The 14,437-nt window shown below is 67.9% G+C and carries 12 protein-coding genes; 5 read left to right on the top strand and 7 right to left on the bottom strand.

The window, feature by feature from the left end; genetic code table 11:
• Positions 1-195: 195 nt before the first annotated feature.
• Both BSQ44_RS11990 and BSQ44_RS11985 read left to right on the top strand, forming a co-directional pair.
• Positions 196-879 (top strand): ABC transporter ATP-binding protein, encoded by a 684-nt coding sequence (locus tag BSQ44_RS11990; protein WP_072604378.1) that lies wholly within the window; start codon positions 196-198, stop codon positions 877-879.
• Between the two features lie 13 nt (positions 880-892).
• Entirely contained in the window at positions 893-1,297 is a 405-nt protein-coding gene (locus tag BSQ44_RS11985) for a RidA family protein (RefSeq protein ID WP_072604375.1), read from the top strand.
• A gap of 99 nt (positions 1,298-1,396) precedes the next feature.
• On the opposite strand, the gene BSQ44_RS11980 is transcribed toward BSQ44_RS11985, so the two are convergent.
• From BSQ44_RS11980 to BSQ44_RS11965, 4 genes are all read right to left on the bottom strand, one after another.
• Positions 1,397-4,597, bottom strand: coding sequence for an efflux RND transporter permease subunit (locus tag BSQ44_RS11980; RefSeq protein WP_072604372.1), 3,201 nt, complete (start codon positions 4,595-4,597; stop codon positions 1,397-1,399).
• Positions 4,594-5,553 carry an efflux RND transporter periplasmic adaptor subunit gene (locus BSQ44_RS11975; RefSeq protein ID WP_072604369.1) on the bottom strand — a complete coding sequence of 320 codons (960 nt, stop codon included), beginning with the start codon at positions 5,551-5,553 and terminating at the stop codon, positions 4,594-4,596. Before BSQ44_RS11975 ends, BSQ44_RS11980 begins: the two co-directional genes overlap by 4 nt.
• A 17-nt stretch (positions 5,554-5,570) precedes the next feature.
• Positions 5,571-5,771: a YgaP family membrane protein gene (locus BSQ44_RS11970; protein WP_072604366.1), complete on the bottom strand. Its 201-nt coding sequence runs from the start codon at positions 5,769-5,771 to the stop codon at positions 5,571-5,573.
• Positions 5,772-5,881: 110 nt separating this feature from the next.
• Complete coding sequence (locus BSQ44_RS11965) at positions 5,882-7,189, bottom strand: NAD(P)/FAD-dependent oxidoreductase (RefSeq protein WP_072604363.1); 1,308 nt, start codon at positions 7,187-7,189, stop codon at positions 5,882-5,884.
• A gap of 203 nt (positions 7,190-7,392) precedes the next feature.
• Here BSQ44_RS11965 and BSQ44_RS11960 point away from each other — a divergent pair, with 203 nt between their 5' ends.
• Together BSQ44_RS11960 and BSQ44_RS11955 are read left to right on the top strand one after the other, a co-directional pair.
• Positions 7,393-8,022: a MarC family protein gene (locus BSQ44_RS11960; RefSeq protein WP_072608022.1), complete on the top strand. Its 630-nt coding sequence runs from the start codon at positions 7,393-7,395 to the stop codon at positions 8,020-8,022.
• Positions 8,023-8,108: 86 nt separating this feature from the next.
• Positions 8,109-9,233, top strand: a complete 1,125-nt coding sequence (locus BSQ44_RS11955; RefSeq protein ID WP_083534989.1) for an MFS transporter — start codon at positions 8,109-8,111, stop codon at positions 9,231-9,233.
• A gap of 10 nt (positions 9,234-9,243) precedes the next feature.
• Here the strand turns inward: BSQ44_RS11955 and BSQ44_RS11950 are convergent, their stop codons facing one another.
• Both BSQ44_RS11950 and BSQ44_RS11945 read right to left on the bottom strand, forming a co-directional pair.
• Positions 9,244-9,615 carry a hypothetical protein gene (locus BSQ44_RS11950; RefSeq protein WP_072604358.1) on the bottom strand — a complete coding sequence of 124 codons (372 nt, stop codon included), beginning with the start codon at positions 9,613-9,615 and terminating at the stop codon, positions 9,244-9,246.
• Positions 9,616-9,752: 137 nt separating this feature from the next.
• Positions 9,753-10,253: a GyrI-like domain-containing protein gene (locus BSQ44_RS11945; RefSeq protein WP_072604356.1), complete on the bottom strand. Its 501-nt coding sequence runs from the start codon at positions 10,251-10,253 to the stop codon at positions 9,753-9,755.
• A gap of 402 nt (positions 10,254-10,655) precedes the next feature.
• Here BSQ44_RS11945 and BSQ44_RS11940 point away from each other — a divergent pair, with 402 nt between their 5' ends.
• A complete protein-coding gene (locus tag BSQ44_RS11940) occupies positions 10,656-12,314 on the top strand; it encodes a Na/Pi cotransporter family protein (protein ID WP_072604354.1) in 1,659 nt (552 codons plus the stop codon).
• Between the two features lie 89 nt (positions 12,315-12,403).
• On the opposite strand, the gene BSQ44_RS11935 is transcribed toward BSQ44_RS11940, so the two are convergent.
• Entirely contained in the window at positions 12,404-14,437 is a 2,034-nt protein-coding gene (locus tag BSQ44_RS11935; protein ID WP_072604352.1) for a dipeptide ABC transporter ATP-binding protein, read from the bottom strand.

Here is a 14,437-nt window from a genome sequence, read left to right as displayed (position 1 = left end):
TGCCCGGGGGAGAGGAAACCGGGCTGGACGAGCCCCGCGGGCTTCCCGACTGGCACTTCCTCTCCCCCGGGCAGGGGGAGAGGTGGCCCGAAGGGCCGGAGTGGGGGTGCTTCCGAATTATCCGCGCCAAAACGCGAACCGGGTATCAACAAACCCATTTCCCGATCCGATATCAAAAAATCCCCGGAGCCCCCCATGCTCCTTGAGGTCTCCGCCATCGAAACCTTCTACGGCGCCAGCCAGGCGCTGTTCGGCGTCGATCTTCGCGTCGACGACGGCGAGGTCGTGGCGCTGATGGGGCGCAACGGGATGGGCAAGACCACGACCATCCGCTCGATCTGCCGGCTCAACCCGCCGCGTGCCGGCGCGGTGCGCTTTGGCGGCCGCGACCTCGCCGGCATGCGCGCCTTCCGCGTCGCGCGCCTGGGAGTCGGGCTGGTGCCGGAAGGCCGCCGCTGCTTCCCCAATCTGACCGTGGAGGAAAACCTCGTGGCCGCCGCCCGCCCGGGCAAGTGGACGCTTGCGCGCGTCGAGGAACTCTTTCCGCGCCTTGCCGAGCGCCGGGGCCAGTTCGCCAGCACGCTGTCGGGCGGGGAGCAGCAGATGCTGGCGATTGGCCGCGCGCTGATGACCAATCCGCGCCTCCTGATCCTCGACGAGGCGACGGAGGGGCTCGCCCCCGTCATCCGCCACGACATCTGGGCCTCGATCCGCGCGCTCAAGGAGGAGGGTCAGTCGATCCTGGTCGTCGACAAGACCATGGCGGAACTGCTTCCGGTGGCCGACCGCTGCACCATCATCGAGAAGGGCCGCACCGTGTGGGACGGCCTTCCGCGCGACCTCTCGGAAGACATTCGCGACCGATATCTCGGCGTGTGACAGGAGGAAACCCATGTCCAACCCGTCCCCTCACCGGGAATTGCACCCGTCCAGCTGGAAGCCCGCCAAGGGCTACGCCAACGGCATGATCGCGGAGGGCCGCACCGTATGGATCGGCGGCCAGATCGGCTGGAACGGCGACCAGGTGTTCGAGACCGACGATTTTATCGGCCAGGTTCGACAGGCGCTGGAAAACATCGCCGCCGTGCTGGCCGAAGCCGGCGCCGAACCCCGCCACGTCGTTCGCATGACCTGGTTCGTCACCGACAAACGCGAATACCTCGCCCGCCTGCCAGAACTCGGCGACGCCTACCGCGCGGTGATGGGCAAGCACTTCCCCGCCATGACCATGGTCCAGGTCGTCGCGCTGGTCGAGGACCGGGCGAAGGTGGAGATCGAGGCGACGGCGGTGGTGTAGGGGTGACCTGGACGTCCCTGTCTCAGGGCCCGCCCAGTCCGAGACAATCGCCGGCGGCCCGATCGTCCGGGTCGCCCGCGAAGTGCGGACGCCGGGCGCTCAGGTCCGCAGCACCCTGTAGATCGCCGGGATGACCAGCACGGTCAGGATGGTCGACGACGCCAGGCCGAAGAGCAGCGAGATCGCCAGTCCCTGGAAGATCGGGTCGGTCAGGATCACTGCCGCGCCGATCATCGCCGCCAGCGCGGTGAGCAGGATCGGCTTGAAGCGGATCGAGCCCGCCTCGATCAGCACGTCGGTCAGCGGCCTGCCCTCCTCGCCCGCATGGCGGATGAAGTCGACCAGCAGGATCGAGTTGCGCACGATGATGCCTGCGAGCGCGATGAAGCCGATCATCGAGGTGGCCGAGAACGGCGCGCCGAACAGCCAGTGCCCGCCGAGAATGCCGATGAAGGTCAGGGGGATCGGCGTCAGGATGACCAGCGGCACCTTGAACGAGCCGAATTGCGCCACGACCAGGATGTAGATACCGAGCAGCGCCACCATGAAGGCCGCGCCCATGTCCCGGAAGGTCACCCAGGTCACTTCCCACTCGCCGTCCCAAAGGAGCGTGGAGACGGTTTCGTCCTGCGGCTGGCCGTGCAGGGAGATTTCGGGCTTCGGCAGCCCGGTCCAATCCTGCGCGTCGATCGCCTCCTGCACCGCGAGCATCCCGTAGAGCGGCGCCTCGAAATCGCCGGCGAGTTCGGCCGTCACCATCTCGGCCGCGCGGCCGTTGTGGCGGAAGACGGGATAGGACGCACGGTCCTCGCTCACCTTCACCACGTCGCCGAGTTCCACCACGCCGCGGTCGCCCGGCAGCACGTTGGCCGGGATCGGCGTCGTCAGGAACCGCTCGTCCAGCGTCCGGTCGCCCTTGGGCCGCTCGAGCCGGATAGGAATCGGCTGCCGGCCGCCGCCGCGGTGCGAATAGCCGACGGTCCGGCCGCCGTTGAGGATGGCGATGGTGTCGAACACGTCGCCCTCCTCGACCCGGAAGAATTCCAGGTCGTCGGTGGAGATCGTGGTGCGCAGCCGGCGCGGCTGCTCGCCGTAGGAATTGTCGACGTCGACGATGAAGGGAACGGAGCGGAACGCCGCCTCCACCTTCTGCGCGACCTGGCGCCGCGTTTCGCCGTCGGGACCGTAGATTTCGGCCAGCAGCGTCGCCATCACCGGCGGCCCGGGCGGCGGCTCCACGACCTTCAGGCTCGCCCCTTCGGGCACGTCGAGCGATGCCAGGCTCTCGCGGATGACCAGCGCGATATCGTGGCTCGACCGGTCGCGCTCCGCCTTCGGCAGGAGGTTGATCGCGACCTCGCCCTGCTGGGGCTCGGTGCGGTAGAAGGAATGCCGCACGAGGCCGTTGAAGTTGAAGGGTGCCGCCGTGCCCGCATGCGTCTGCACGGTGCGGACCTCCGGAAACTCCATCACCTTTTCCGCCACGGCCTGCGCCACGGCGTCCGTCGTCTCGACGGAAGAGCCTTCCGGCAGGTCGATGGTGACGGAGAGTTCGGACTTGTTGTCGAAGGGCAGGAGCTTGACCGTCACATCCTTGGTGTAGAACAGCGCAAGCGAGCCCAGCGTGAGCACACCCACGACGAGAAGGAAGGCCCAGCTGGCGAGTTTCGACGAGAGGATCGGCCGCGCCACCATTGCATAGAGGCGGCCGAGCATGCCTCCGTGGGCGTGATCGGAATGCGCGGCGAGCGGCGCCTTGCCGGCCGTCTTCAGCATCAGCCAGGGCGTCACCATCACGGCCACGAAGAAGGAAAAGATCATCGCGGCCGAGGCGTTGGCCGGGATCGGGCTCATGTAAGGACCCATCATCCCAGACACGAAGAGCATCGGCAGCAGCGCCGCCACGACGGTGAGCGTCGCCACGATGGTCGGGTTGCCGACCTCGGCCACCGCCTCGATCGCGGCCTGCTTGCGGTCACGCCCATCGCCCATGCCCCAGTGGCGCGCGATGTTCTCGATCACCACGATCGCGTCGTCGACGAGAATGCCGATCGAAAAGATCAGCGCGAAGAGCGACACGCGGTTCAGCGTGTATCCCATGACGCGCGAGGCGAAGAGCGTGAGCAGGATGGTGACCGGGATGACGACGGCGACCACCAGCGCCTCGCGACGCCCGATCGCCAGCCACACGAGCAGGATGATCGACACCGTCGCCAGCCCCAGGTGATAGAGAAGCTCGTTCGCCTTCTCATTGGCCGTCTCGCCGTAGTCGCGCGTCACCTCGACAGCGATCTCTTCCGGGATCAGCTGGCCTTCGAGGCTCTCGACCCGATGCAGGATCTCTTCGGCCACGGTCACCGCGTTGGAGCCGGCGCGCTTTGCCACCGCCAGCGTCACAGATGGCAGCCGCGACAGGCTGTCGCCGTCGCGCAAGACGGTCGAAACGTAGGTCTCCTCGCCGTCGTCGGCGAAGCTGATATCGGCCACGTCGCGGACATAGACCGGGCGGCCATCGCGGGCCGTCAGGAGCAGATTGCCTATCTGGGAGGGCGAATTGAGCGTCTCGCCGGCGACCACCATGATCTGCTCGCCCGCGTCGCGAACCCGGCCGGCGGGAAAGACGCGGTTGGCGCTCTCCACCTTGCCGGCCAGTTGCTGCAGCGTGATCCCGTAGAGCGCCAGGCGGCGCGGATCGGGCGCAACGCGGATGCGCTCGCTTGTCTCGCCGACGAGGTAGGTCAGCCCGACATCGTCGATCTTGGCCACCTCGGTGCGCAATTCGCGCGCGATGCGGGTGAGATCGTTGGCGGTGATCCGGTCGGCCGCTTCCGGCTTCGGTGCGAGCGTCAGGGAGACGATCGCGACGTCGTCAATGCCGCGCCCGACGATCAGCGGCTCGGGGATGCCGACGGGGATCATATCCATGTTGGCGCGCACCTTGTCGTGCACGCGCAGCACCGCGGCGTCGGACGACGTTCCGACGACGAAGCGGGCGGTCACCAGCACGCCGTCGTCCATGCTTTGCGAATAGACGTGCTCGACGCCGTCGATGCCCTTGACGATCGTCTCCAGCGGCTCGGTGACGAGCTTCACCGCATCTTCCGCCTTGAGCCCGTCGGCGCTCACGCGAATGTCGACCATGGGCACGGAAATCTGCGGCTCCTCCTCGCGCGGCAGCGTCATCAGCGCCACGAGCCCGAAGGCGAAGGCTGCGATCAGGAACAGCGGCGTCAATGGCGAGTCGATGAAGGTTCGCGTCAGGCCGCCCGCGATGCCGAGCGGCTTTTGTGAAGATGTCATGGGATTTGCACCAAGTCGCCGGCCGAGAGGCCGGTCAGAATCTCGATCTCATCGCTATCGCCCCGCAGCGGTTCGCCAAGGATGACGGCGCGTTCGACCTGCCGGCCGTCTTCGGTGACGGTGACGAAGTCGATGCCCGAGCGCGTGACCACTGCGCTGCGCGGAACCACGATCGCCTGCCGCTCGCCCACCGGTACCTCGACCAGCACGCGCGCATCGACGAAGGCGTTATCGAGCCCGTCAACCTCGACGTCGGCGACGACGCGGCCGTTCTCGATCTGCGGGTAGATCTTGGCCATGCGGCCGGCCAGCTCTTCGCCGTCGGCGTTGATGGCGATCGTCGATCCCTCGGCAAGCGAAGCCGAGTGCCGCTCGGGGATGGCGAGGCGCAGGAAGAAACCACCGCCGCCGAGCGTTGCGACCGTCTCGCCCGGCATGATCACCGCTCCGCGCGTCACCGGAACGGTGAGGATGCGGCCCGCCGCGGGTGCCAGCACGTCGCCTTCCTGTCCCTGCTGGACCACGACGGAACGTTGCGCCTGGGTGGAGGCGATCTGGTTCTCGGCCACCTCCACGTCGGTACGCAGCTGGTCGAGGCGCTGGGCAGTGACGATGCCGCGATTGACCAGAGTCTCGCCGCGTTCGAGCTCCGTGCGCGCCTTGGCAAGCTGCGCTTCCAGCGAACGAAGCTGCGCGTCGAGCGCGGCGACCTGGAAGTCGATCTTGTCGTCGCGCACGGTGGCGATGCGCTGTCCGGCCTCAACCTCGTCGCCTTCGGTGACGATGAGGTCGACCACCGTGCCACCGATGCGAGCCCTCGCCGGCACCAGATCGCGCGCTTCCACGCGGCCGTAAACCGCCTTCCATTCGGTGATGGTGGTCGGCTCGACGGAATAGGGCTCGGCCAAGGCAACGCTTGCCGCCAGCACGGCCGCGATGGTCAGGAGAATGCGCATCGGTGGGATCCAGTCGCTCAGAAGGCGCAGCCCGGCTTCACGCCGAACCGCTTGAAGAGGGCCGCCGCCGGGCAGAACCCGGTGAAGGAGGACTGCAACAGGTTCAGGCCGATGAAGACGGTGAACCAGACGAAGAGCGGCGATACCCAGACGGTCAGCGCGACCGAGAGCAGCACCATGAAGCCGGCGAAGGCGAGGACGGAGCGATCGAGTGTCATTGCGGATCTCCATTGAATGAACACATGAACACTTATGCATGTGTCGAACGATGTTCAAGCCCGCGCCTCCGCTTTTCCGCCGCTCGCGCGCCAGTCCTCGCGGCGTGCGCTCAGGCCGGAGTCTTTTCCGTCTCCCCCTCGATCCTGACCTCCTTCAGCTTGTCGATGCCGAGCACCTGGAGCGCGAGCTTTTCGTAGAAGGGCTCGGACTTGCCGGAGCGGATCTTGTGCAGGAAGTATTTTTCGAACCCGACCTTCGCCGTGTGCACCCACTTGCCCGAGGCAGACCAGTTGACGTTGCGCGGCGGGATCTGCGGCTGCGCCACGAAGGCGATGCCGGAATCGCCGAAATCGGCCAGGCAGACCGCATTCCACGTACCCTGCGCATCCGGCTCCTTGCCGTCGACCAGGCGGGCGATGTTGCGGGCCGTGGCCGTCACCATCGATTCGATCATGAAGCCGGTCTTCGGCACGCCGACCGGGACCGGCGTCTTGCCGACAGGCGGGATCGCCACGCATACGCCAATGCCGAAGACCTCCGGATAGGCCGTATTGCGCTGGTGCTGGTCGACGACGATGAAGCCGCGCGGATTGGTCAGCCCCTCGATGCCACGCACCGCCTCCACGCCCCGGAAGGCCGGCAGCATCATCATGAAACGGTGCGGGAGTTCGTGCGTCCGCAGCACCGACCCGTTCTCGGCGATCTCGGAGACGCGCAGCGTGTCCGCCTCGACCTTGTCGACCTTCGCATTGGTGATCCACTTGATGTGGTGCTGGCGAAGCTCGCTCTCGAGCAGGCCCTTGGTGTCCCCTACCCCGTCGAGCCCGAGATGGCCGATGTAAGGCTCCGACGTCACGAAGGTCATCGGCACCTTGTCGCGCACCTTGGCGTCGCGCAGCGCCTTGTCGAGGATGAAGGCGAATTCGTAGGCCGGCCCGAAGCACGACGCACCCTGCACGGCGCCGATGATCACCGGGCCGGGGTTCTTCACCAGTTCCTCGAACGCGGTTTTGGCCTGCAGAGCATGTTCGACATGGCAGACAGACTGAGTGTTGGCTGCCGGCCCGAAACCCTCGATCTCGTCGAAGGCGAGGTCCGGACCCGTCGCGATCACCAGATAGTCGTAGGACAGCGACTGCCCGTCGTTGAGCTCGATCCGCTTCTCGGAAGGGTGAACCCGCTTCGCTCCCTGCGGATGCAGGTCGATGCCGCGCCGCCCGAACACCTTGGTGAGATCGACCTCGATCGCCTCGCGGCTGCGCCATCCGACCGCGACCCAGGGATTGGAGGGGACGAAGGAGTAACTGCTGCCGTTGTTGACCACCGACACCCGGTGCGCCTTGCCCAGTATGTCGCGAAGCTCGTAGGCCATGATCGTGCCGCCCAGCCCCGCACCCAGAACCACCACATGTGACATGCCGAATTCCTCCCGCGTCCGTTGAAGACAGCCGGCTGCGTGCCGACGATGAGCCATGATGGCCGAGTGACGGCACCGCCGCCTTGATGTCGGTCAACGGATCGCGGTTTCCCGCCAGCCGCACCTGTCTGCCGCGCGCGGCACTGGTTCGCCGCGTCCGGGGAGGATATGACTGGGTTCGCAACGGAACGGCGGGGGAAGCGATGCCGAGCGCCGACAGCATCTTCAATGCCTTCGTGACGATCCTCGTCACCATCGACCCGCCGGGGCTGGCGCCCCTCTTCCTTGCGCTCACCAAGGGCATGAACCGCTCCGAGCGCCGGCAGGTCGGGCTCAGGGCGTCCATCATCGGCTTCCTGGTGCTGGCGCTCTTCGCCGTCGCCGGCGCGGCGATCCTGTCGGTCTTCGGCATCACCCTGCCCGCCTTCCGCGTCGCGGGCGGGCTGCTCCTGTTCTTCATCGCCTTCGAGATGATCTTCGAGCGCCGCCAGGAGCGGAAGGAAAAGAGCGCCGACACCGCCATCACCCGCGACCAGATCCACAACATCGCCGCCTTCCCGCTGGCCATCCCCCTGATCGCCGGGCCCGGTGCGATCTCGGCCACGGTCCTGCTTTCCGGATCGATGGACGGCCTCGCCGCGCAGATCGTGCTCGTCGGGGTCATCCTCGTCTGCATCGCGCTGACCTACCTGGTCTTCCTGCTCGCCGAGCGTGTCGATGGCCTTTTGGGCCAGACAGGACGGTCGATCCTGACGCGGCTCCTCGGCGTCATCCTCGCCGCGCTCGCCGTCCAGTTCGTCGCCGACGGCATCCGCGCGCTGGTGCTTGCGTGACAATCCCGCCCGCCGGCGGTCGGCCACGGCCGGCGGCGTCGAGGACAGTCTCGATCCTCCTTCTCGTGCTGGCCGAGATAGGCGGCATGAGCCTCTGGTTCGTCTCGGCCGCCATCCTCCCCGACATGGTCCGCGAGGCGACCATATCGGAGACGCGCCAGGCCTTGCTGTCGAGCGCCGTCCAGGCCGGCTTCGTCGTCGGCGCGCTGGTCGTGTCGATCAGCGGCATGGCCGACCGGCTCGACCCCCGGCGCGTCTTCGCTGCCAGCGCGGTCTCTGCCGCGCTTGCCAATCTGGCGCTGCTCGCCGTGCCCGTCGGCAGCGGTCCCGCCATCGCGCTGCGGTTCGCCACCGGCGCACTGCTTGCCGGCGTCTACCCGGTGGGCATGAAGATCATCGTCGGCTGGGGACTGCGCGACCGCGGCTTCCTCGTCGGCCTGCTGGTCGCGGCGCTGACGCTCGGCAGTTCCATGCCCTATCTCGCCGCCTTCCTCGGCGGGGCCGACTGGCGCCTGACGGTGATCGCCGCCTCGGCGCTCGCCGGCCTCGGCGGGTTGGTGGTGCTCGCGACGGGCCTAGGACCGCATCATGCCCGCGCCGCTCGGTTCGAGCCGTCGGCCATCGGGCTCGCCTGGACCGATCCGGCCATCCGCCGCGCGTATCTGGGCTATTTCGGCCACATGTGGGAGCTCTTCGCCATGTGGGCCTGGGTCGGCGCGGCAGCCGCGGCCTCGTTTTCATTCACCATGGCTCCGGACGCGGCGGCGAGCCTCGCCAAGCTCACCGCCTTCCTCGCCATCGCGCTCGGAGCGCTCGCCTGCATCCCCGCCGGCTGGGCGGCCGACCGCGTCGGCAAGGCCGAGGTGACGATCCTTGCCATGGGTGCCAGCGGGCTTGCGGCGCTGCTGACGGCCGCGAGTTTCGGCGGACCGCCCGCGCTCACAATGGCGCTGGTGATCCTGTGGGGCATCGCCGTCATCCCGGATTCGGCGCAGTTCTCGGCCATCGTGGCCGACAATGCGCCGCCGCACCTTGCCGGCAGCCTGCTCACCTTCCAGACCGCGATCGGTTTCGCGCTGACCATCGTGACGGTGCAGGCGACGCCCGTCGCGGCCCAGGCCTTCGGGTGGCCGCTGGTCCTCGCGGCCATGGCGGCCGGTCCCTTCCTCGGCATTCTGGCGATGTGGCCGCTGCGACGCCGCCGCGCCTGACCGGGGAGGCTCAGCGGCCCGGGAGCGGGACGGTCATCTCCTTGCCGCCGAAGCCGTGCACACTGTCATGCGCGCGAACGGTCACCTTCGCGATGCCGTCCGGAATGGCCACACCGGCCTCGCTGCGCTCAAAGGGCTGTTCGTCGACATGCGGGTGCAGGAGCACGCGCGTCGCATGGACCTCCCCACCATCGCCGACGACCTCCCAGCGGTCGGCATAGTGATCCCATCCTTCGTCGGCGTGACGAACCGTGACGTCGAAACGGTAGGTGCCGCCGGGCGCCGCCGTGACCCGGACGTTCTCCACATCCGCCTCCCCCGCCGCCGCTGCGAGACTCCCCGCCAACATCGCGAGCATCAGGACTGGTATCGTAGCTCTCATGCCGGGCCTCCATCGATCGAAGGCCGCAGCCTAGCCCGTCTGCCCGCACGATCCCATGTCGGGCGCGATGTCCGTCGTTCACATCTCGGTGGGGTGCTTTCACGATGGCGGGAGGAACCGCGCGAGGCAAGGGCCGATCAGGTGACCGGCAGCATCAGCCGCAGCACCGGGGTCGCGTCGAAATCGCTTTCCCGGGGATACTCCTCCCGATGATGCGGCCCGTCCGGGCTGCGCGCGTGCCCGGCCATCCGGATCCATTCGATCATCCGGCCATAGCGCTCCACCACGTCGCCGTCCTCCGCCCCGTGCCACGCGGTAGCGTATCTGTGTCCAGGAAGCGTCAGCGTCTCCAGCCCGGCGTCGGTCGCAGTCCCGACCGTGGCGGACTCTATCCCGACGAAGGTGCGAAAGCGCCCCGGTCCGGTACTCCAAGAGACGCCGACGATCGGGCCGTCCCAGAGCGAGGCTTTGCCGGCGCCGCAGTGCGCCTGCACCCGCTTCAGCATCGCGCGCACCGCCCCGGCGGCCGCCTCTTCGTGCGAACCCTCCCAGAACACGCCGCGAAGCTCTTCCGACGGCCGTTCCGTCATGCCGAACTCGCCGAATGCAGGCGCCGCCGTTTCGCACATCAGGCACATGGATCAGCAGTCCTCCCGGCGGTCGGTATCGGTGATCGTGGCAGGCATACGGACGTTCCGGGTTGTTCGTTCGGCCGAAACTCTGCCCGCGAAATCGAGTGGTGTAAACCAGCCGGTGCCGACCGCTTATCAGCTACGGCCATTCTGTTTCGCGAGAAGCGGTCGAGGCTCATGCTCCCCTCTCCCTTTCGGCCCCATGCCCACAGGCAAATGGCGGGCTTCACCACCATGCGTAGCGCAAAACCGGCGCGATGTGTCGCGCCGCGTATCGACATCTACTGTGGAACGGAACATTATCCGGCTAAAAGAACCTGACGCGGAACCGGCCGCAATTAGAATGGTTTGGTCTACTATGACTTTCCCGAACTATCCCGACGGTGGCACCTTCCAGGGCATCCTGGAATGACCGGATCGCTCGTCCTCCTCAATCTCGCGGGCGCGGTCGCGCTTCTCTTGTGGGCCACGCGGATGGTGCGCACCGGCGTTGAGCGTGCCTATGGCGACCTGTTGCGCCACCGGCTGCGGCGCATCCTGCGCAATCCCGTGAGCGCGGTCTTCGCCGGCGCGGGGCTCGCGGTGGCGTTGCAGAGCGCGACGGCCACCTCGCTCCTGATCGGCTCCTTCGCGGGTGCGGGAATCATCTCCGGCACGGCGGGGCTGATCACCGTGCTCGGCGCCGACGTCGGCTCGGCCATGGTGGTCAAGCTGCTCTCTTTCGATCTCGCCCTCCTCGCGCCAATGTGCCTCGTCGCGGGAACGGCCATGTTTCTCACCACGGCGGCGCGCAAATGGCGCCAGATCGGGCGCATCCTCATCGGCGTCGGGCTTCTGATCCTGTCGCTCCAGATGATCGGTCACGCCTCCGAACCGCTGCGCGACAGCCGCCTGCTCCCCGTCGTGGTCGGCTATCTCGCCGGCGATCCCGTCACCGCCTTCATCATCGCGGCCGTGGTGACGTGGCTCTTCCATTCCAGCGTCGCGGCGGTGCTCCTGGTGGCGGCGCTGGCCGCGCGCGGTCTGGTTCCGGCCGAGCTCGGCGTCGTGCTGGTGCTCGGTGCGAATCTTGGCGGCTGCGCGATCGCGGCGGTGCTCTCGCGCGCCTCGCCGCCGGCCTCCCGTACCGTCCCGATCGGCAACCTCATACTGCGCGGCACCGGCTCGGTCGTGGTGCTGGCCGGTATCGTTCTCCTCGATCCGCCGATCCATCTCCTCGGCGAGACCGTGCCTGCCCAGCTCATTCATGCCCACATCCTCTTCAACGCCGCTCTGGCGCTGGCCGGCATCCCCATCGCGGGTCCGATCCATGCGCTGGCCACCCGGCTCGTCGGCGCGGCCACGCCGGAAGCCCCCAACATCGCCGTCGCCGAGCTCAGCGCGCTCAACGAGAAGGCGCTCGACAAGCCGGCCCAGGCGCTCGCCAATGCCACGCGCGAGGTGGTGCGCGTCTGCGAAACGATCGAGGTAATGCTGAAGCGGGTGATGGAACTCTATGTCCATGCCGACGCCGAAGGCATCCGCTCCCTCGCCACGCTGGACGACCGCGTCGACCGCAGCCATGCCGCGATCAAGCTCTATCTTGCCCGGATGACCGTCCATCCTCTGTCGGAGGACGAGGCGCTGCGCTGCCAGGAACTGATCGGCGCCTGCGTGAAGCTGGAGCAGGTCGGCGACATCGTCGTCCGCAACATGCTCGTCCACGTCCAGAAGAAGCTCGACCGCGGCCTCGAATTCACGGAGGAAGGCTGGCGCGAACTCGCCGAGTTCCACGCCTCCGTCGCGGCCAACGCGCGGCTCGCCTTCAACGTGCTGGTCTCGCGCGACGCCGAGACCGCCCGCCAGCTGGTGCTGGAGAAGGACCGGCTGCGCGACATGGAGAAATCCTCCAGCCAGAACCATTTCGCGCGCCTGCGCGACGGCACTGTGCGCAGCCTGGAGACCAGTTCCATCCACCTCGACACGATCCGCGACCTGAAGCAGATCAACTCCCTGCTCGCCTCCATCGCCTACCCGGTGCTGGAAGACCAGGGCCTGCTCCGAGAAAGCCGCCTGCGGGCGGGGTGAGGTCGCACGGCGCGGTGCCTACCCCGCGACATGTGCAATTTATCGCTGGACACGCAGCCAGCCGCTCGCAGCTCCACTCCCGGTTTGCGTCAACCCGCTTCGTGAAGCGGGTAGTGGCAGCGGAACGAGCGTCCGGCCTGGTCGGTGCGCGCGGCCGGCGCTTCGCTGCGGCAGCGGTCGCGGGCGAAGGGGCAGCGGGGGTGGAACTCGCAGCCCGGTGGCCGCCGGGCCAGGCTGGGAACTTCGCCGAGGATGGGAACCGGCGCTGCCCGATGGTCGGGGTCGGGGCGCGGCACGCCTTCCACCAGGGCGTGCGTGTAGGGATGCGCCGGCGCGCCGAATACCGCCTCGGTCGGCCCTTCCTCGACGATGCGCCCGAGATACATGATCGCCAGCCGGTCGCTGACGTGGCGGATGGCGGCGAGATTGTGGGTGATGAGAAGGTAGGCGAGGCCCTTGGCCGCCTGCAGCTCGTTCATCAGGTTCAGGATCTCCCCCTGGACCGAGACGTCGAGGCCGGCCGTCGGCTCGTCGGCGATCACCAGCTTCGGCTCCAGCGCCAGCGCGCGGGCCACGCCGACGCGCCGCGCCTGACCGCCCGAGAGTTCATGCGGATAGCGCGACAGGAAGGCGCGGGGAAAACGCACCATGTCGGACAGCCGCTCGGCCTCCAAATCGAGGTCGCGGCCGCCGATGCCATGAATCTGAAACGGCTCCGTTATCAGCGCACGCACGGTGCGGCGCGGGCTGAGGGAACCGATCGGATCCTGGAACATCATCGCCATGTCGCGGCGCAGGGCAACGAAGCGGCGCTCGGGCAGGCCGAGGACCTCGCGGCCTTCGAAGCGCACGCTGCCGGAATGGGACGGGCCGAGATTGAGGATCGTGCGGCCGAGCGTCGTCTTTCCCGATCCGCTTTCGCCGACCAGTCCCACTGTCCGGCCCGCCTCAAGTTGCAGGGATACGCCCGCGACGGCTTCGATGTGGCGCGGTCCGGACGAGCCGAAACGCCGGGCGACCGGAAAATGCACGTGCAGGTCACGAACGTCCAGAAGCGGTTCCCCGCCGGTCTCGGACCTGATGGCAGGTTCGGCAATCGCCGACCCGCGCGGAACGGTCGCGACGTCCAGCGGCGGGGGCCAGTCCGCGTCGGCACAGGGGCCGGCCACGAGATGGCAGCGCGCCACGGTGCCTGCCCGCGAGACGTGATCGCCAGGCTTCGTCTCGTGGCAGACCGGCATGGTGCGGGGACAGCGGCCGGCGAAGACGCAGGCCGGAGGCGGCGCCGTCAGGTCGGGCACCTCGCCCGGGATCACCGGCAGATGGCGCGTCGCCTTCGTCACGCGTGCCGGATCGCATTCGAGCAGCGCGCGCGTATAGGGGTGGCTGGCGCCGTGGAAGATGGCGTGGACCTCGCCCTGCTCGACGACCTCGCCCGCATACATCACGGCCACGTCATCGCAGAGTTCCGCGATCAGCCCCAGATTGTGCGAAACGACGATGGCCGTGGCGTTGAGGTCCTGCTGGAGTTCCCGGATGAGGCGGATGATCTGCGCCTCGGTCGTCACGTCGAGCGCAGTCGTGGGTTCGTCGGCCAGGAGCAGCGCCGGCTCGGTCATCATGGCCATGGCGATGCCGGCCCGCTGGCGCATGCCGCCGCTGAACTGGTGCGGATACTGGCCGACGCGCATTTCGGGATCGGGGATGCCGACGCGGCGCATGGCCTCGACCGCCCGCTTCCGCTTCTGCTCGCGCGATTCCGGCCGCCGCTCCAGCACGTCCAGCATCTGCTGGCCATAGGTGAGCACGGGTATCTGCGAGGTTATCGGGTCCTGGAACACGGTCGAGACGCGCTCGCCGCGGATCGCGCGCAGTTCGCTCTCGCGCATTCCGAGAAGGTCGCGGCCTTCCAGCTGGATCGTTCCGGACCGCACGGTCGCGTTGCCGGACAGTAGCCCGAGGATGGACCACAGGACCGTGCTCTTGCCCGAGCCGCTCTCGCCGACAATGCCGAGGATGCGGCCGCGCTTGGCGCTCAGGTCGACGCTGCGCAGTGCCTTGACGCGACCGCGCGAGGTGGCGAAATCGACGTTCAGGTCGCGGATTTCGAGAAGCGCATCCAC

The sequence above is a fragment of the Aquibium oceanicum genome (genome assembly GCF_001889605.1).
Taxonomy (GTDB): domain Bacteria; phylum Pseudomonadota; class Alphaproteobacteria; order Rhizobiales; family Rhizobiaceae; genus Aquibium; species Aquibium oceanicum.
The sequence above is the reverse complement of the archived record's forward strand: the minus strand, read 5'-3'. Positions and strand labels throughout refer to the sequence as shown.